Source organism: Hydrogenophaga borbori, assembly GCF_003417535.1.
Taxonomy (GTDB): Bacteria; Pseudomonadota; Gammaproteobacteria; order Burkholderiales; family Burkholderiaceae_C; genus Hydrogenophaga; species Hydrogenophaga borbori.
Genome location: NZ_QVLS01000016.1, coordinates 14,169 through 31,996, shown reverse-complemented (window position 1 = coordinate 31,996; position 17,828 = coordinate 14,169). Strand labels below are relative to the sequence as shown.

General features: G+C 65.8%; 14 protein-coding genes and 1 pseudogene. 4 read left to right on the top strand and 11 right to left on the bottom strand.

Annotated elements, in window-relative coordinates; translation table 11 throughout:
• Positions 1–155 precede the first annotated feature (155 nt).
• The 7 genes and pseudogenes from DY262_RS21685 to DY262_RS20215 form a co-directional block, all read right to left on the bottom strand.
• Positions 156–1,058: an HNH endonuclease gene (locus DY262_RS21685; protein WP_342769003.1), complete on the bottom strand. Its 903-nt coding sequence runs from the start codon at positions 1,056–1,058 to the stop codon at positions 156–158.
• 78 nt (positions 1,059–1,136) lie between these two features.
• Entirely contained in the window at positions 1,137–1,781 is a 645-nt protein-coding gene (locus DY262_RS22235; protein ID WP_425459306.1) for a HEPN domain-containing protein, read from the bottom strand.
• Between the two features lie 104 nt (positions 1,782–1,885).
• Positions 1,886–5,146, bottom strand: coding sequence for a type I restriction endonuclease subunit R (locus tag DY262_RS20235; RefSeq protein ID WP_116960875.1), 3,261 nt, complete (start codon positions 5,144–5,146; stop codon positions 1,886–1,888).
• Between the two features lie 41 nt (positions 5,147–5,187).
• A complete protein-coding gene (locus tag DY262_RS20230; protein ID WP_220377579.1) occupies positions 5,188–6,501 on the bottom strand; it encodes a restriction endonuclease subunit S in 1,314 nt (437 codons plus the stop codon).
• 2 nt (positions 6,502–6,503) lie between these two features.
• The gene (locus DY262_RS20225) at positions 6,504–8,615 is read right to left on the bottom strand and encodes an HsdM family class I SAM-dependent methyltransferase (RefSeq protein WP_116960874.1); all 2,112 of its coding nucleotides are present in this window, start codon (positions 8,613–8,615) and stop codon (positions 6,504–6,506) included.
• Positions 8,616–8,891: 276 nt separating this feature from the next.
• Positions 8,892–8,990: pseudogene (locus DY262_RS20220) on the bottom strand (GTPase); the annotation flags it as partial.
• Between the two features lie 153 nt (positions 8,991–9,143).
• On the bottom strand, positions 9,144–10,028 hold the full coding sequence (locus tag DY262_RS20215; RefSeq protein WP_116960873.1) for an MOSC domain-containing protein: 885 nt from the start codon (positions 10,026–10,028) through the stop codon (positions 9,144–9,146).
• A 62-nt stretch (positions 10,029–10,090) separates the two neighbouring features.
• Here DY262_RS20215 and DY262_RS20210 point away from each other — a divergent pair, with 62 nt between their 5' ends.
• Genes DY262_RS20210 through DY262_RS20200 form a run of 3 tightly spaced genes read left to right on the top strand, consistent with a single transcriptional unit; the run spans position 10,091 to position 13,777 of the window.
• Complete coding sequence (locus tag DY262_RS20210; protein ID WP_116960872.1) at positions 10,091–11,227, top strand: FAD-dependent monooxygenase; 1,137 nt, start codon at positions 10,091–10,093, stop codon at positions 11,225–11,227.
• Between the two features lie 28 nt (positions 11,228–11,255).
• A complete protein-coding gene (locus DY262_RS20205; RefSeq protein ID WP_116960871.1) occupies positions 11,256–11,975 on the top strand; it encodes a DsbC family protein in 720 nt (239 codons plus the stop codon).
• Positions 11,972–13,777 carry a M61 family metallopeptidase gene (locus DY262_RS20200; protein WP_116960870.1) on the top strand — a complete coding sequence of 602 codons (1,806 nt, stop codon included), beginning with the start codon at positions 11,972–11,974 and terminating at the stop codon, positions 13,775–13,777. The genes DY262_RS20205 and DY262_RS20200 overlap by 4 nt, the downstream gene beginning before the upstream one ends.
• Before the next feature lie 24 nt (positions 13,778–13,801).
• Here DY262_RS20200 and DY262_RS20195 read toward each other — a convergent pair whose 3' ends face one another.
• The 4 genes from DY262_RS20195 to DY262_RS20180 all read right to left on the bottom strand — a co-directional run bounded on the left by DY262_RS20195 (position 13,802) and on the right by DY262_RS20180 (position 16,922).
• Entirely contained in the window at positions 13,802–14,293 is a 492-nt protein-coding gene (locus DY262_RS20195; protein ID WP_116960869.1) for a hypothetical protein, read from the bottom strand.
• A 102-nt stretch (positions 14,294–14,395) separates the two neighbouring features.
• Entirely contained in the window at positions 14,396–15,691 is a 1,296-nt protein-coding gene (paaK, locus tag DY262_RS20190) for a phenylacetate--CoA ligase PaaK (protein WP_116960868.1), read from the bottom strand.
• The gene (gene paaI, locus DY262_RS20185) at positions 15,688–16,128 is read right to left on the bottom strand and encodes a hydroxyphenylacetyl-CoA thioesterase PaaI (RefSeq protein WP_116960867.1); all 441 of its coding nucleotides are present in this window, start codon (positions 16,126–16,128) and stop codon (positions 15,688–15,690) included. The genes paaK and paaI overlap by 4 nt, the downstream gene beginning before the upstream one ends.
• Positions 16,128–16,922 (bottom strand): enoyl-CoA hydratase-related protein, encoded by a 795-nt coding sequence (locus DY262_RS20180; protein ID WP_116960866.1) that lies wholly within the window; start codon positions 16,920–16,922, stop codon positions 16,128–16,130. Before DY262_RS20180 ends, paaI begins: the two co-directional genes overlap by 1 nt.
• A 120-nt stretch (positions 16,923–17,042) precedes the next feature.
• Here DY262_RS20180 and DY262_RS20175 point away from each other — a divergent pair, with 120 nt between their 5' ends.
• Entirely contained in the window at positions 17,043–17,825 is a 783-nt protein-coding gene (locus tag DY262_RS20175) for an enoyl-CoA hydratase (RefSeq protein WP_070397308.1), read from the top strand.
• Positions 17,826–17,828: the final 3 nt, after the last annotated feature.

Below are 17,828 nucleotides of genomic sequence, written 5' to 3'. Positions count from 1 at the left end.
CTATCTGCGCTTCACTGAATCTGGATTTCTTCATGTAGAGACTCCGTCTGAGGGAATTCTCTACCTCCGGCTGGTTCAGGTTTTCGAGGGGACTTCACGCGGAGCCAACACCAGCGAGCTATTCAAGCTCTGCCATCGAGTCAGCAGCTCATACCCTAGTCGCTCCGGAAGAACGCGTCCATAAATGGAGTTGAAGGGAGACCTAAAACGAGCGGGGTGACATTCACGCGCTTGGCGTCGAACGAGTTGAGCAAGCCAAGACCAGCAAAACTACCTCTGCCGCCCGGCGGACGGAAATGGACAAACGCTGTTGTCGTTGTAATCCAGCGAGGATCTATATAGAGCGTGACGCGCACATCACCAACCTTCTTATAGATCTGTGGATCAGTACTTGGATCTCCGCGTACAGCCATTCGATATCCTTCCGTCGTCTCAGGCATGTCGATGTTCTTTGTCCGAAATGGACCATCGAACGAGACGAGGGCGCCACGCGATGAATGTCCAAGAGTCAAAGCCTTCTCGAGCGGAATGGCCTTGAGGTCAGCTTGCTGCAGCAGCGACTTGAAGCCGAGCATGAGCCGATTTAGATCCCAACCGAGTTCGTGTAAAGCCACGATATGACCGTAGCGTGATAAGTCGATTGATACCCCAGCAAAAGCCGCCAGAGCCTGTAGACGTGGAACGTTAAGGTAAAAAAAGTTGTGGAGCTTGGTCGTCCATCTTTCTTCCTCCCGCAGTCTCTCGTTCAACCATGAGGAGTGGTCATTCTTTATCTGATGTAGACGTTCAACCGGATAATCATCGACTCGAGTATCAATCTCCGCATGATGATCAAAGCAGAGAAGCAGAAGGTTCGACTGATGATTGCGCTGTTGAGGTGTGAGAGTGGATTCTCCCCTCGGTCCGTCCCGCTGCTCAGCAACGATATGCGCCACTTCACCGCGGAACATAGGCTGCTCAGCATCAATACCGTCCAATAGGAGTCGTTCCCTGCAGAGCGCACAGCAACCGCCATCGCGCACCCAAACGACTCGCTTGACGTAGGGAGTGACAGGCATTGAGACCTATAGATTCATTTGAGTGTCGAGCGCATCAAGCACGGTATGCGGCCAGTACCGCACGGCACATCGGTACCACTAGAGTACTCGATTCCATGGGCGTCGATGCGGGGTGATAAGTTGGCGAACATGATCAGAAAGCGCATTGTCCGTTTCAAGAACCCATTCACTGACTGACTCCTCCAGCGCAGCTAATTGCGCAATGCGGATATATGCACTTTGTCCACCCCTGTGGGCCACGTCACCCCGCATTTCCACGAAGGCATCCACCTCCGCCGAGCCCGCAGACCAGAAACTGGCGATGTCTGGAACCGCTAGGAAGTGATCAAAGAGGGGCTGTAGGTTTCTGTGTTTCGGAGTATTCAACGTCTCCGTTCTCTTCGTAACCAATTCGATATAGATCTGACTCCATGTCGGCGCCGCCAGTTGTGCTGGCGTCCATGCGTTCTTGGAACTGTTCACATAGTCGATCAGTTTCTGCCTTGGAACGGGTGGCAGTGAAGTGTGAGACGGCAATCTCCTCGCCAAGTACATCACCGCTTCAACTGCGACCGTTTCTATGTATCGCTCCCACGCTGCACACAGGAGCAATAGGCCGCCTCTTGTTAGATGGCCTAACCCGCGCCTACCACGGCCAGTTCCCTTGAGAGCACCATGCAGCAGCAAGAGACGATGCACATCGGTCAAATTTTTCTGATACTCAGCGTACGCATCTGATGGCATTTCGAGATACTTGAAGTGTGTGACACAACCAGTATGCTTAAAAACCACGGATGCAGTAAAGCATGCTGTGCAACGCCGATCGATCTATTCATCCGACTTGCCCTTTACGCCGCCCACTTTCTGCCCCGAATCGCATACTCGACCGCTAGGTCGTACACGTTGTCGCACTTCTGCTTGAACGTCGTACGGTCGTAGCTGTCGGGTAGGTCGGTGTCCAGCACGCGCTCGATCTCCGCCCGCACCTGCTTCTGCGTCTGGGCGCTCTGGTGCCAGTTCTGGATCAGTACCTTTGGTTGCTCATCCACCAGGCGCTTGAGCAGATGCTTGGCCGCCAGCTTCACACGCTGGGTCTCATCCTGCGTCAGTGACTCCTTCTTGAGCAGGTCAAACAGCTCCAGCTCGTCCTCCGTCAGGCCCTCGCGGATGTGCCGCTCGGCCTCTTCCTTCAACTCCTGGGCGTAAGCGGTCAACTCGTCGTAGTAGTTCTCGGTAGACGTCGCGCCAGAGTTGTAGGCGTCGATCACCCGCTGCAGCCGCTGGATGAAGTCCGTTCGCGTGCTGTTCTGCGCCAGCATCTCGGCCAACTTGCGCTGCAGGAAGGCCTGCAGGTCGGCGATCTGGATGTTCTTGAACGGCGCTTGCTGGAACTCCTCGCGCAGCTTCTCGACGTTGACCTTGCTCAGGTCCCAGGCCTTGCCGCGCTGCACGATCTTGAATTGGGCCTCGAACTCTTTGACCGAGAAGCTCTCGGCGTTGTCCACCACCACGCTGGCGTCCAGCAGTGCCTCGATACGCTTCACCGCACTGTCGATGTCGGCCTGCTCGACAATGCTGTCCATCACCCCGCGAAGGTACTGGAAGGCCGAAACCACACGACCCAGGTTGCGGCCCAGCACCTCAGGCTTACAGGCCTCGTACAGCGAGGAAATCGCGTTCTCATAGACGTTGAAGGACTTGCGCTGCTCGTCGCTGGCCAGCAGCGTGTCGGCAAAGCCGTTGAACTGGCCCAGCTTGGTGAACACATCACCCCGGTCCAGCGCCTCGTGCAGCGGCACGCCCTGGCTGTGGCAATAGGCCAGGCCCTGCTCGATGGCTTCATCCAGCAGCGCGAACAAATGGCTCTTGTCCCGCACCGGCAGTTCGTCGTCCTCAGGGCCGGCGGCGTAGTCCTTCAGCGCCTTTTTCATGCGCCGGAACACGTTGTAGTAGTCCACGATCTCGCCGTTGCGCTTGGCCACGCCCAGGATCTCGTGGCCACTTACCCTGTTGGCCCGCGCGATGGTCTGCATCAGCGTGTGGCCCTGCATCGGCTTGTCCAGGTAGAGCGTGCTCACCGTGGGCGCGTCAAAGCCCGTCAGCCACATCGCGCACACGAACACTAGTTGCAGCGGGTGCTCTGGGTCCTTGAAGTTGAATTCGATGTCGTGGCCGTGCTCGTCCAGCGCGCTCATGCGCTGGCGGTGCGGCTTGATGTCGAGGTTCTTCTTGGCGAACTTCTCGTCCTCGCCGGCCTCCTCACTGACGATCACCGCCATCTGCACAGCACCCATCCAGGCCTTGAGCTGCTTTAGGCGTTGGCGCTCCACGTCGTTCTTTGTCGCGGAGATGCGCCCGTTCAGCGCCTTGATCTCGGCCTTCCAAAGCGCCTGAACCTTGTCGAACATAGTCACAGCGGTGAACTTGTCCACCGAGATGACGATACCCTTGCCCAGGTAGCCGCGGCGGGGAAAGTGGTAGACGATGTCGCGCGCAATCGTGTCCAGCCGGTCCTCGCGCTTGACGACTTCCATCTCCTGCGCGAACCGCTTCTCCAGCTTCTCTTGCGCCTCGCCGTCGAGGTTCTCATCTTCCAGGATCTGGGCGAACTCGTCGCTCAGGTCGTCGTTCTGGATCAGCACCTCCGGCACGCGCTTCTCATAGAACAGAGGCACCGTGGCGCCGTCTTCCACGCTCTGCTGGAAGTTGTACTCGGACACGTAGTCGCCGAACCAGGCATTGGTCTTGCGCTCCTGGCCCAGCAGCGGCGTGCCGGTGAAGGCCAGGAAGTTCGCGTTCGGCAGGCCGGCCCGCATGTTCTCGGCCAGTCCTGCGTACTGCGTTCGGTGGGCCTCGTCCACAATGACGACGATGTCATTGCGGTCGGACAGCAGCGGGTAGTCCTTGCCCTTCTCGAACCGGAACTTCTGGATCAGCGTGAACACCACGCGTTTGTTCTTGCCCAGCATGTCCCGCAGTTGCGCGCTGCCCTTGGGCCGCACGTCGTCCTTGGGTGCCACGACGCCGGTGTGCAGGAAATTGCGATAGATCTGCCCGTCGAGGTCGTCCCGGTCCGTCACCACCACGAAAGTGAAGTTGCCGGTGATCTTGCGGAAGATCTTGCGCGTGTAGAAGACCATCGAGAAGCTCTTGCCGGAGCCCTGGGTATGCCAGAACACACCCAGCCTGCCGCCCAGCTCGCGCCGGTGCTTGAACTGCTCGAAGGCGTTATTCACGCCAATGAACTGGTGGTTCTGCGCGATGACCTTCTGCGTCTCGCGGTAGAACACGCAGAAGTTTTCCACGTAGTCCAGCAGCCGCTCGGGCGCCAGCAGGCCGAGTACCACGCGCTCCACGCTCAGGCCCTGGACGGCAATGGCCGGGCGGTCCAGCTTCTCCTTCTCGTCGTCCACTCGCAGCCAGGTGAAGAAGTGCTCCCACTGCGCGGTGATGCTGCCCAGCCGGGTCTCGATGCCATTGCTCAGCAAGCTCAGCGCATTGGTGGTGAAGAGCTGCGGGATCTCGGCCTTGTAGGTGGTGAGGTTGTCGTCAAAGGCTGCGCGCAGCTTCACATTGCTGTTCTTGAGCTCGATGAACACCAGCGGCAGGCCGTTCACGTAAAGCAGCACATCCGGCCGGCGGTACCCATGCTCGCCGCGCACCCACAACTGGCTTATGGCCAGGTAGTGGTTTCGGCCGGTGCGCGGGTCGTGCGCGTCGAAGTCGATCACCTTCAGCCGCTCGGTGACGGTCTGCCCCGCCTGCGGCCCGGCCTCGGGCTTGTAGGTCACCGGCACGCCGTCGCGGATGAGGCCGTCCATCTCCCGGTTGGCCGCAACCAGGCTCATCGCCGTGCGGGGCTGCACCAGTTGTGCCAGGGCCTGGTCCACCGCATGGACCGGGGCCTGCGGGTTCAGCCGCTCCAGCGCGGCGCGCAGCCGGTCGGCCAGGATCACCTCGCGTTTGTCGGCGCGGCCGGAGCCATCGTTCAGATCGTCGGGCTGGGCCGTGAAGCAGTTCAGCGCATCGAAGCCGCACAGGTGCTGCAGCCGCTGCAGCAGAGCCTGCTCGATGTCGTCCTCGCTGATGAAGTTCTTCGCGGCGGCCACGGCACCTCCCTGGTCTTGCCCGTTGTGGAGAAGAAGACCTGCTAACTGGCTATCGCCTCACCACGCTGCGCGGCCTCTGCGGGCGGCGGCTGCATGCTGGGCGGGAACTGGATGTCTAACGCCTCGACACGGAGTTTGCCGGAGATCAGGCGGGGGATCAGGGCGTCTCGTGTAGCGCGCAACCTACGGTTCGTCTTGGTGAGCAACTCCACCTGTTCAAACATGGGCCTAGCTTGCTGCTCGTAGGCCGCTACCAGCTTCTCCGGGGGCGTCAGGATGCGAATTCGCTTGAATGTCCCCTTGGTCAACTCAGCAAACGTTGCTCCCCCGGAAAGCATCTCGAAGTGCGGTTTGGCGAGCTTGAGCCAGTGGTACAGATAGGTCAGCGGGTAGCGCTGGTTCGGAATGCAGGTGATGAAACCTTGGTTCGTGCAGGCCGGTGCGCAGTTGATGCCGATGGCGCCAATCGTGGCTCGGCTCGTCATCATGATCGAATAGGCCGGGAAAAGGTTGGCGGAGCAGTTCTGGAGGCCCTCGTCGGTGCATTTGTCGGCCGACTCCTCCAAGTACGGGCTGCTGGCGCCAGTGATGTCCGTGGGGGTGTACCAATGGACGTCACCATCCACCCAAAAGCGCGGGTTGTCCCTGGCTGGCGTGGCCCCGCCGTAGAACTTGAAGGCATTGAGGATGGGCTCATGCGTCCAGTCGGTTGGTACGCCCTTTACAAAGACTGCCGACTTTGCTCCCGGAAACCGCATCCGCACAAACCACTCGCGGTAGATCTCTTCGGCCATGGACTCCAGCAAGGCGATGCGGCGCTGGTTGTTGGCGATCAGGTCGTCATAGGCCGACAACAGCGCAGCGATGCGACGCTGCTCTTCCAGTGGCGGATACGCGACCAGGAATGATTCGGCGTCCGGCACCCTCAGGTGCTCGACCGTTGCGCCTGAGCCTTGCGACCTGATCTGGCCCTGCACAAACGGGCCCAGCATCGAGTAGTACAGAAAGCGCTGATCGAGCTTCTTAGGGTTGGCCCGATAAAGCATCGTGCGCTGGCCGAGGAAAACAGATTCATCGCTGCGCAGCAGGCCCACTTCTCCAAGAGGCGCCTCTCGAGTCAATACGATGTCGTTGCGCTTCGGCTGGATGCGTCGAGTCCATTTGACAAACGTGGCCTCGTCAACGTACCGACAGTCGTCAAGATTGATTCGCCCCGCCTTCACGTTGGTCGTGCGGATCATCTTGTACTCGGTGGGGCCGTCGACGACAGGCGCCGTCTTGTTCACGCAGTCCACGACATCGGTGCAGAGCTCACTGACGGAGTCGGTCTTCCAGTGATCGGGAAACAGCCTCACGTTCAAAGCCCCGTCAGCGCTGCGAGATTCCGGGCGATGACGGCTTCGAGCTCGTGGGCCTCGCTCTGAAGCTCCGTCAGTTCATCACCGGCTTCGGTGAGGTCCGCGAGGAACTCCTCTTCTGTCTTCCCATCCTCTTCAATCACCACCCCTACATATCGCCCCGGGTTCAGCGACCAATCCTGCTCAGCAATCTCCTCGCGGCTAGCCAGCTTGCAGAGGCCGATGACGTCCTCGTAGGCGGCCTTGGGGAAACGCTCCTGCAGCCAGCTCACATGCTGGTAGTACAGCTCGGCGGCCTTCAGCTCGTCGTGCAGGGCCTGCACCGCGGCCTTCACACCCTTGGTCTGACGATTGGCGGTGGCGCGCTTGCCGTCCGCCTTTGCAGCTTCGGCCTTGCGCTTGTCCATCTCGCGGATGGCCTTGTCCAGCACCTTCACCGCCGCGTGCAGTCCGCTGAAGAAGGGCGTGAACTGGGCGCGGAGCAGGTGCTGGGTAGTGTTGCGCTCGTCCACGCTGTGCTTCTGGCCGCGGGTGCGTTCGTGCTGGTCCTGAGCCTGCGCCAGTGCGGCGAGCTGGCCCCACTGGGCCTGCAGCGCCGCGATGGCGTCCCGGGCGGCCTGGCTCGTTGCGGCATCGGCAGCCTCCTCCGCCAGCACGGCCAGCAAGCGCTCGCTCAGGGCGGGCAGGTGCTCGGCGGCTTCCTTGAGCTGGACCATGCCTTGGTGCAGGTAGCGGTCCACCTGGTCCACGAACTCCTGGCGGCGACCCTTGTGCAGGCGGGGAATGAGGGCGATGTTCTGGATCTGCGCGTCGCTCAGCTCCCGGTGGGCGCGGTCCACTTGGGTGAAGATGTTGCGGGCGTCGATGAACAACACCCTCTCATCGGTCTTACCTTTGTCGAAGAACCACAGCGTGGCCGGCAGGGTGACGGTGTAGAAGAGGTTTGAAGGCAGCGTGAGCATGCCGTATATGAGGTTCTGCTGGATGAGCGTCTGGCGGATGTCGGCCTCTGAGTGGCGGGCATCGCTGGCCGAGTTGGCCATCACCAGCGCAGCGCGGCCGCCGGGCTTGAGGGACGTCGCGAAGAGGTTGATCCAGAGGTAGTTGCCGTTGGGCACGGTCTCGACGGCCTTGTTCTTGCCATCCTTGCCCGCCGCCGCCTTAGCCTTGGTCTTGTTGCGAGGCACGCCGTAGGTGTTGAAACGGCGGTCCTTTTCCACGGCGTCCAGCGTCACGTCGTCCACGTTGAACGGCGGGTTGGCCATCACGTAGTCGAAGGCGCCGAAGGCGTTGAAGGGGTCCTCGTAGTACGTGTTGGCCTGCTTGATGTCGCCGCGCAGGTTGTTCACGGCGAGATTCATCTTGGCCAGCTTCACCGTCTCAAGCGTCTTCTCAGTGCCGCAGACAAAGACGTCCAGGTCAGCCGCCTTGTCGGCCTGGTGCTGCAGAATGAAGTCGGCCGACTGCACGAACATGCCGCCGGAGCCACACGCGGGGTCGAAGACCTTGCCGCCGTGCGGCTCGATGATCTCAGTCATCAGCTTGACGACGGAGCGCGGCGTGAAGAACTCGCCGCCGCCCTGGCCCTCGCTGAGCGCGAAGTTGGCGAGGAAGTATTCGTAGATCTGACCGAACACGTCGCCCGAGGCATCCACCGGAATGTCGGAGAACAGCTTGAGCAAGTCCTTGGGGATGTGCTGGTTCTTGGGGCTGCGGGTGAAGCGGTCGTACTCCTCCTGCGGCAGCACGCCCAGCAGCTCGGGCTTGGTGTTCTCGATACTGGCCATCGCGGCGCGGATGGCCTTGGCGATGTTTTCCTTGTCGGGCAGGTTCAGCAGGTAGTCGTAGCGGGCCTGGGGCTCCAGGTAGAAGCCGCATTTCTCGATGGCGATGTCCTGCTTGCTGCGCTCCCGGCGGGTGCCCTTGAGCTTGTTGAACTCCTGGTCGATGGCCGCCTCGTGCTGGCGGTACTTGTTGTCGGCGAACTTCAGGAAGATCAGGCCCAGCACGGGCGTGCTGTACTCGCTGGCCTTGAGGTCGGAATTGGCACGCAGCTTGTCGGCGGCGGCCCAAAGGTCGTTTTCTAGTCTTTTGAGCTGATCTCGATTCATGGGCGCAATCGTAGATTAAGCGCCCTATACCCCCTCGACTGCGATCTGCGGCCCCCACTGCGTGAAGCGCGATCTCGCTCGCTAGTCACGGTTACTACCAGCAAGCGGGTGTCCAAAACACTGCGCAGACCGCCTTCCACTTCAACGCCACAAACACCAAAGGCCATCGTAGGATGGCCTTCGTGGCTGGCATCTTGGTCCTGGCTTTGCCGGGAGTAGCAACCCCGCGCCCGGAAGCGATTGATCCTATTGAGCCTCTCAGCGCGTCCAGCCCAAGGGGTAGTTCTCGGCCGCGATGCCGGCCTTGGTGAGGGCGTTGAAGAGCGTGGACTTGCCCACGTTGGGCAGGCCCACGATGCCGCATTGGAGGCTCATGGAAGTTCCTTGTGAATCGCCCCCCGGCGACGTGCAGCGCCTGCGCGGCAGACCTGCGCGTCGAGGTGAAAGGCACCCGGACGCCGTGAGGACCGAGTCCTCGTTAGGCCATGGGGAAACGGGCGCCGATTGTACCGAGCGGCGCCGCCGGGCTCAGTCGAAGCGCCAGTCAGCGCTGACGCGCTGCCCCACGCGCAGCACCCGGCCATCGCCTTCGAGCACGATGGCGTTCATGCCGAAGGTGATGGCACCCTCCATGCGCGGGTCGGCCCGGTAGCTGCGCATCGCATCGCCCACGGCGTGGCCGGCTTGCCCGGCATCGGGGTCGACGTCCGGGATCGAGCAGCGCGCGCAGGGCTTCACGGGCTCGATCACCGCGTCGCCGCCCTCGGCAGCGATGCACAGGGCGCCGACGCGGTCCTCGTCGTGCGCCTGCAGACCGCCGAGCACGATGTTCGGCCGCACACGGCGCTGGTCCACCGGCGCGTGGCCGTCACCCACCAGGCGGGCGTTGAGCTCGTCCAGCGAGGCCGCGCTGGTCAGCAGCAGCGCAAAACCGTCGGCGAACTGGGTGCCGGCCTCGCGGCCGCCGGTCCACCGGGGGTCGCTGGGGCGGCGCACCTCCGGGTCAAAGCGCGCCAGGCGCAGCCGCTTGAGCGGCCCGGGCGCGTCCGGCCCCAGGAAATCGCTGAACCACTGGGCCGCGATGTCGCCCATGTCGTAGGCCTGAACGGTGTCGCCCCACACGCGCACGGTGGCCGGCTCCTCGGCCGCGTCCAGCGCCAGGTGCAGCGAGAGCATGCCCGGGGCCCGCAGCACCAGCTGCCCCATCTTGAAGCTGGGCTGGATCAGCGCCATGCGCGGCAGTTCGCGCTGCGTCACGAATTCGCCCTGTTCGTCCACCACCATCCAGGCGCGGTCGTAAAGCAGCCCGGTGTCGGTCAGCTCGGCCTCCTCGAGGCGCACCCCCGCGCAGGACTTGACGGGGTAGATCCAGAGTTGCTCGATGGTGGCTTGCACGTCGGCGGTGTCGCTCATGGTGGATGCGGGTATCGGTATCGGCGAAGCGACGGATTGTGCCGCGCTCCTAGAATCCCGCCATGTCCCCTTCTTCCTCCCCCCGGCGCGCCGACGTGGCCATCCGCGGCGCCGGCGTGGTGGGCCAGGCCCTGGCCTTGCTGCTCGCGCAGGACCGCCTGCGCGTCGCCCTGGTGGCTCCCGATACCCCCCCGCGCGCTCAGGACGTGCGCGCCTACGCCCTCAACAAGGCCTCGCGCGACCTGCTCGTCTCGCTGCGCGCCTGGCCCGACGCCGTGCCCGGCGCCGTGACCCCCGTGCGCGCCATGCAGGTCTGGGGCGACGACGGCGGCCAGTTGCGCTTCGACGCGGACGCGCTGGGCGCCGAGGCCCTGGCCTGGATCGTGGACGTGCCCGCGCTGGAGCAGCGCCTGGCCGATGCCGTGGGCTTCGCGGCCGGCGTGGAGCGGGTGGCCGAGGCGCCGCCCGCGCGCCTCACCGTGGTCTGCGAGGGCCGGCACAGCGCCACGCGCGAGGCCCTGGGCATCGACTACGACACCCACGCCTACCCCCACAAGGCCCTGGCCGCGCGGCTGCGCGCCGAACGGCCGCACGGCGGCGTGGCGCGCCAGTGGTTCGCCCACGGCGAGGTGCTGGCCCTGCTGCCCCTGGGCGGCGCCGATGGCCACGACCTCGCTCTGGTCTGGTCGCTGCCGGGTCCGCAGGCCGACGAATGGCTCCAGGCCGACGCCCCCGCCTTCGCCGAGGCCGTGCAGGCACGCTGCGCCCAGGCCCTGGGCGCCCTCACCCCACTGGGCCCGGCGCAGGCCTGGCCGCTGCAGCTGTCGCGCGCGCGGCGCTGGTTCACCCACACCGAGCAGGGCGCCGTGGCCCTGGCCGGCGACGCCGCCCACGCCGTGCACCCGCTGGCCGGCCAGGGGCTCAACCTGGGCCTGGCCGACGCCGCCGAACTGGCCCGCGTGCTGCACGCCCGCGAATACTGGCGCGAACTCGGCGACGCCAAACTGCTCAGACGCTACGAGCGCGCCCGCGCGGCCGATGTCCAGGCCATGTCCGCCGTCACCGACGGCCTGTTCTCGCTCTTCGGCCTGAGCGACCCACGCGTGCAGCTGCTGCGCAACCGCGGGCTCGCCGGCTTCGACCGCAGCGGCCCGCTCAAGCGCTGGTTCGCGCGCCAGGCCATGGGCCTGTCGCTCTGAACCGACACCCGATTCACGAGACCCGTCCATGAAACTGCCGCTCAAGACCCTCTGGCTGCCGCTGATCGCCAGCCTGGCCTTCGCCGCCTCGGCCAACGAAGCCGCCATCCGCAAGAACCTCGCCGAGCGCCTGCCCAACCTGCCGCCCATCGAGGAGGTGAGCAAGACGCCCTTCCCCGGCCTCTGGGAGATCCGCATCAACCGCTCCGAAATCCTCTACTCGGACAGCGAAGGCAACTACCTGATCCAGGGCTCCATGTTCGACACGCGCAGCCGCGTCGACCTGACCGAACAGCGCGTGCAGAAACTCGGCGCGGTCGATTTCTCCAGCCTGCCGCTGAAGGACGCCTTCAAGGTGGTGCACGGCAAGGGCACGCGCCAGATCGCCGTCTTCAGCGACCCCAACTGCGGCTACTGCAAGCGGCTGGAGAAGACGCTCGCCGAGGTCGAGGACGTGACCATCCACGTCTTCATTTACCCCATCCTCGGCCCCGACTCGGTGAAGAAGTCGCAGGCCATCTGGTGCGCCAAGGACAAGGGCAAGACCTACACCGACTGGATGCTGCGCGGCACCGCCATCCCCAACGCCAGCTGCGACACCGCCGCCGTGGAACGCAACGTGGCGCTGGGCCGCGAGCTGCGCGTCAACGGCACGCCCACCCTTTTCTTCGTCGATGGCACGCGCGTGCCGGGCGCGGTCGACGCCGAACGCCTGGAGACCCTGCTCAAGACCGCCAAGGCCAAATGAGCACCACACGGCGCCGCCCCTCGCGCGACACGGCCGCCGCCGTGCGCTACCGCATCGCGGTGGACCACCCGCACAGCCACCTCTTCAGCGTCACGCTGACCGTCGAGCGGCCCACGGCCCGCCAGCGCTTCGCGCTGCCGGTGTGGATTCCGGGCAGCTACCTGGTGCGCGAGTTCTCCCAGCACCTGCAGGGCCTGGACGCGCGCCAGGGCGGCCAGACGGTGGCGCTCAAGCAGCTCGACAAACACCGCTGGCAGGCCGACAACGCGGCCGGCCAGCCGCTGGAGCTGCGCTACCAGGTCTATGCCTTCGACGCCTCGGTGCGCACCGCCTTCCTGGACGCCACGCGCGGCTTCTTCAACGCCACCAGCACCTGCCTGCGCGCGCTCGGCCTGGAAGACCGGCCGCACGCGCTCACGCTGGAACGCGGCGCCGCGCCCGAGGACTGGCAGGCCGCCAGCGGCCTGCGCGCCGCGCGCACCGACGAACACGGCTTCGGCGACTACCTCGCCGCCGACTACGACGAGCTCGCCGACTGCCCGTTCACGCTGGGCCGCTTCTTCAGCGCCGAGTTCGTGGCTGGCGGCGTACCGCACCGCTTCGTGCTCACCGGCGCCGGCGGCTGGGTCGACACCGAGCGCCTGATCGAGGACACCCGCCGCGTCTGCGAGGCGCAGATCGCCTTCTGGCACGGCGACGGCGCACCGCCCTTCGAGCGCTACGTCTTCATGCTGCACGCCAGTGGCGACGGCTACGGCGGCCTGGAACACCGCAACAGCACCGCCCTCATCTGCCAGCGCAACGACCTGCCGCGCGCCGGTGCCAAGGACCGCGCGCTCAAGGCCAGCGACGGCTACACCACGCTGCTGGGCCTGATCAGCCACGAGTACTTCCACACCTGGAACGTCAAGCGGCTGCGCCCGGCGGAATTCGCGCGCTACGACTACGACGCCGAGAACTACACCGAGCTGCTGTGGTTCTTCGAGGGCTTCACCAGCTACTACGACGACCTGTTCCTGCGCCGTGCGGGCCTGATCGACGACGCCACCTACCTGCAGCTCGTGGCCAAGAACATCAACCAGGTGAACCAGACGCCCGGGCGCCTGCTGCAAAGCGTGGCCCAGGCCAGCTTCGACGCCTGGGTGAAGTACTACCGACTGGGCGAGAACACGCCCAACGCCACCGTGAGCTACTACACCAAGGGCGCGCTGGTGGCGCTGTGCCTGGACCTCACGCTGCGCGACGAAGGCCCGGGCTCGCTCGACGAGGTGATGCGCGAGCTCTGGCGCCGCTGCGATGGCGGTCCCCTGCGCGAGAGCGAGGTGCGCGCCGCGCTGCGCCGCGTGGGCGGACGGGCCTATGGGGCCGAACTCGCCGACTGGGTGCACGGCACCGGCGGGCTGCCGGCCGAGCGCCTGCTCAAGGCCCGCGGCGCCAAGGTGCAGCACGACGCGGCGCCGTTGGCCCAGCGCCTGGGCCTGCGCGTGAGCGAGGCCGGTGGCGCGCTGCACATCAAGACCGTGCTGCGCGGCGGCGCCGCCGAGGCGGCCGGTTTTGCGGCCGGGGACGAGTGGCTGGGCGTGGAGTTCGCGCCCGCGCGCCGCGGCGCGCCGGCCGAGGCCTGGCGCGTGGCGCGCCTGGACGAGGTCGATGCCCTGCGCGGCGCGCGCACGCGGCTCACGGCCCTGGTCTCGCGTGACCGGCAGATCCTGCGCCTGGCCCTGCACTGGCCCGAAGAGCAACAGGCGCTGCGCCTGGGGGTGGACGACGCCGCGCGCCTGGCGGGCTGGCTGAACGCCTGAACGCCCGGGCCCCGCGCGGGCCGCTCAGGACAGGCGCGAGGCCACGTCCTGATCGAACTGGGCGACCGTCGCGGCGTTCTTGAAGTTCAGCAGGCCCTCGCGCACGCGCGGCAGCAGGGCCTGCAGGTCGGCCGGCGTCTTGCAGCCTTCGATGCGCAGGGCCAGCGGCTCGCCCATGGGCCCGAGCTGGTCGTTGACGAAGCGGACCACCAGGCGGCGTGCGTCGGCAAAAGGCAGCGCGGGCGCGGCATCCGCCGGCGCGGGGGCCGGGACCGCGCCGTCCGCGGCGGCCCCATTGTCCGGCGCCGCCCCCTCGCCCCGCACCCAGCCTTGCCCGGCCAGCTGTTCCAGCAGGGGGGCCGCGTCGGCACCCAGCAACTTGTCGAAGTCGGCCACGCTGCGCTTGCCGTCCACCATGATCAGCAGGGAACGCAGGCGCGGCCCCAGGCCGGCGGGACGGCTGCTCAGGGCCTCGCGGCCCTGTTCCGTTTTGGAGAAGATCAGGTGTTTGTCCATCGCTAGCCGGGCAGGATTTGGCCGCGAATGTAGCGATCCCCTCCGGGGGTGACCAGCGGGTTTGACCTCAATTCGCCACAAACCCGCCGCCGCCCGTGCGATTCATCGCGGCCGCTGGTCGATCACGCGCCTGGCCTTGCCCTGGCTGCGCTCCACGCCGCCCTCGTGCAGCAGCACCACCTCGATGCTGGTGCCCACGAAGGTCTTCACATCGTGCTGCAGTTCACGCGCGGCGCCGCGCGCCTCGTCGGCCTCGGGCGCCAGGCCGGGGCGCGTTTCCACGCGCACCGTCAGGCAGTCCATGGGGCCCTCGCGCGTGAGCACGCACTGGTAGTGCGCGGTGAGCGCGGCGTGCTTGAGGATGAGCTCCTCGATCTGCGTGGGAAACACGTTCACGCCGCGCACGATCATCATGTCGTCGCTGCGACCGGTGATCTTCTCCATGCGGCGCATGGTGCGCGCCGTGCCCGGCAGCAGGCGCGTGAGGTCGCGCGTGCGGTAGCGGACGATGGGCAGCGCCTCTTTCGTCAGGCTGGTGAAGACCAGCTCGCCGAGCTCGCCGTCGGGCAGCACCTCGCCCGTCTCGGGGTGAATGATCTCGGGGTAGAAGTGGTCTTCCCAGATGGTCGGGCCGTCCTTGGTTTCCACGCACTCGTTGGCCACGCCGGGACCCATGACCTCGGACAGGCCGTAGATGTCCACCGCGTCCAGCCCCAAGCGCTGTTCGATGGCCAGCCGCATGTCGTTGGTCCAGGGCTCGGCGCCGAAGATGCCGATGCGCAGGCTGCTGTCGCGCGGGTCCAGGCCCTGGCGCTCGAACTCGTCGGCGATGGCCAGCATGTAGCTCGGCGTGACCATGATGATGTCGGGCCGGAAGTCCTGGATCAGTTGCACCTGGCGCTCGGTCTGGCCGCCACCGAAGGGCACCACCGTCAGGCCCAGCTTCTCGGCGCCGTAGTGCGCACCCAGGCCACCGGTGAACAGGCCGTAGCCGTAGCTCACGTGCACCAGGTCGCCCGGGCGCGCGCCGCTGGCGCGGATGCTGCGCGCCATCACCGTGGCCCAGGTGTCGATGTCGCGCAGCGTGTAGCCCACCACCGTGGGCTTGCCCGTGGTGCCGCTGCTGGCGTGGATGCGCGCGCACTTCTCCCGCGGCACCGCGAACATGCCGAAGGGGTAGTTGTCGCGCAGGTCGGCCTTGGTGGTGAACGGGAACTTCGCCAGGTCCTCCAGCGAGCGGCAGTCGTCGGGGTGCACGCCCGCGGCGTCGAACTTGGCGCGGTAGACGGGCGAGTTGGCGTAGGCGTGGGCCAGCGTGGCGCGCAGGCGCTTGAGCTGCAGCGAGCGCAGCTCGTCGAGGCTGGCCTTCTCGATGGGTTCCAGGGGGAAGCTGTTCATGCCTTGTCCTCTTCGGGAAACACGTGACCGGGAATCTGCGCGCTCTTGCCACGGAACATGGCGACCACCTCGCCGCGCTGGTTGCTGACCTTCATGTCGTAGATGCCGTGGCGGCCCGACAGCGTCTGCTCCATGCCCTCGCAGGTGAGCACGTCACCCGCGTGCGCGGGGCGCAGGAACTCGATGCTGCAGCCGGCGGCCACCGCGTTGCGGTTGTGGCTGTTGCAGGCGAAGGCGAAGGTGGAGTCGGCCAGGGTGAAGATGAAGCCGCCGTGGCAGATCTGGTGGCCGTTGAGGTGCAGCGGCTTCACGGCCATGCGCATGGTGGCGCGGCCGGGACCGCAGGCCAGCAGCTCCATGCCCATGGTGTCCTTGCTGGCCACGTCGTTGGCGAACATGGTCGTGCCGACGGTCTCGGCGCGTTGCTCGGGCGTCATCACTCCCCCTTGAAGCGCGCCGGGCGCTTTTCGCGGAAGGCCATCACGCCCTCGATGTAGTCGTGCGTGCGGCCCAGGGCCGACTGCGTGTCGCGCTCGGCATCGAGCTGCTGGCTGAAGCCACGCGTGGAGGCCTCGCGCAACAGGCCGCGCGTGGCCACCAGGGCCTTGGTCGGCATGGCCGCGAGCTTGTCGGCCAGGACGAGCGCGCTGCCCACGCAATCCTCGGCCACGTCCCAGATCATTCCCCAGTCCTTGGCCTGCTGGGCGGGCAGCTTGTCGCCCGTCATGGCCAGGGCCATGGCGCGCGCCAGGCCCAGGCGCTCCACCAGCAGCCAGCTGCCGCCGGCGTCGGGGATCAGCCCAATCTTGCTGAAGGCCTGGATGAAGCTCGCACCCGGCGCGGCGATGGCGATGTCGCAGCACATGGCCAGGGAGGCGCCCGCGCCCGCCGCCACGCCATTGACGGCCGCGATGGTGGGCATGCGCAGCGCCATGAGGCGGCGCGCCGTGGGGTTGAAGGCCTGCTCGATCACCGGACCCGGGTCGGCGCGCTGCACCAGGTCGGGGCCGGGCTCGAAGTCGAACTCCGCCAGGTCGGCGCCGGCGCAAAAGCCGCGCCCCGCACCGGTGATGACCAGCGCGCGGATGGCGGCATGGGCCTCGGCGCGGTCCAGCGCGGCCCAGAGGTCGCGGTGCATGGCGCGCGTGAAGCTGTTCAGTGCCTCGGGGCGGTTGAGGGTCAGCAGGGCCACGGCCCCGCGTTCCTCGTACACCACGGTGGTGTCGCTCATCGTGTCTCCTCGTTGGGTGGGTCGGCGGCAATTTACCATTAACCAACCGATCGGTCGGCTAATATTTTCCCTGACGCTATAGTGACCGGCTGAACCGCGTACCCCTACCCGAGGAGACCCATGAGCACCACCCCCGAATGCATCACCGTGCGCACCGAAGGGCGCGTCGGCATCGTCGCGCTGAACCGGCCCAAGCAGCTCAACGCGCTGAACGACCAGCTCATGGACGAGCTGGGCGCCGCGCTCAAGGCTTTTGACGCCGACCCGGACATCGGCTGCATGATCGTCACCGGCAGCGAAAAGGCCTTCGCCGCCGGGGCCGACATCGGCGCCATGGCCACGTACGACTTCGCCGACGTCTACAAGGGCGACTACATCACCCGCAACTGGGAGCAGATCCGCTCGGTGCGCAAGCCCGTCATCGCCGCCGTCAGCGGCTTCGCCCTGGGCGGCGGCTGCGAGCTGGCGATGATGTGCGACTTCATCATCGCCGCCGACAACGCCAAGTTCGGCCAGCCCGAGATCAAGCTGGGCATCATCCCCGGCGCGGGCGGCACGCAGCGCCTGCCGCGCGCCGTGGGCAAGTCCAAGGCCATGGACCTGGTGCTCACCGGCCGCATGATGGACGCCACCGAAGCCGAGCGCGCCGGGCTGGTCAGCCGCGTGGTGCCGCTGGACAAGCTCATGGACGAGGCCCTGGGCGCCGCGCTCATCATCTGCGGCTTCTCGCTGCCCAGCGTGCTGGCGGCCAAGGAATCCGTCAACCGCGCCTTCGAGGGCTCGCTGTCCGACGGCGTGATGTTCGAGCGTCGACTGTTCCACGCCATGTTCGCCACCCGCGACCAGAAGGAGGGCATGGCGGCCTTCGTGGAAAAGCGAAAACCCGATTTCAAGGGCGCCTGAAGC

Excerpts from the sequence above, each read along its gene's own strand:
- DY262_RS20210 (WP_116960872.1), top strand. The coding sequence starts at position 10,091 with ATGTCCCCTTCTTCCTCCCCCCGGCGCGCCGACGTGGCCATCCGCGGC.
- DY262_RS20200 (WP_116960870.1), top strand. The coding sequence starts at position 11,972 with ATGAGCACCACACGGCGCCGCCCCTCGCGCGACACGGCCGCCGCCGTG.
- DY262_RS20195 (WP_116960869.1), bottom strand. The coding sequence starts at position 14,293 with ATGGACAAACACCTGATCTTCTCCAAAACGGAACAGGGCCGCGAGGCC.
- DY262_RS20205 (WP_116960871.1), top strand. The coding sequence starts at position 11,256 with ATGAAACTGCCGCTCAAGACCCTCTGGCTGCCGCTGATCGCCAGCCTG.
- DY262_RS20175 (WP_070397308.1), top strand. The coding sequence starts at position 17,043 with ATGAGCACCACCCCCGAATGCATCACCGTGCGCACCGAAGGGCGCGTC.
- DY262_RS20180 (WP_116960866.1), bottom strand. The coding sequence starts at position 16,922 with ATGAGCGACACCACCGTGGTGTACGAGGAACGCGGGGCCGTGGCCCTG.
- DY262_RS22235 (WP_425459306.1), bottom strand. The coding sequence starts at position 1,781 with ATGCCATCAGATGCGTACGCTGAGTATCAGAAAAATTTGACCGATGTG.
- paaK (WP_116960868.1), bottom strand. The coding sequence starts at position 15,691 with ATGAACAGCTTCCCCCTGGAACCCATCGAGAAGGCCAGCCTCGACGAG.
- DY262_RS20215 (WP_116960873.1), bottom strand. The coding sequence starts at position 10,028 with ATGAGCGACACCGCCGACGTGCAAGCCACCATCGAGCAACTCTGGATC.
- paaI (WP_116960867.1), bottom strand. The coding sequence starts at position 16,128 with ATGACGCCCGAGCAACGCGCCGAGACCGTCGGCACGACCATGTTCGCC.
- DY262_RS21685 (WP_342769003.1), bottom strand. The coding sequence starts at position 1,058 with ATGCCTGTCACTCCCTACGTCAAGCGAGTCGTTTGGGTGCGCGATGGC.
- DY262_RS20225 (WP_116960874.1), bottom strand. The coding sequence starts at position 8,615 with ATGAATCGAGATCAGCTCAAAAGACTAGAAAACGACCTTTGGGCCGCC.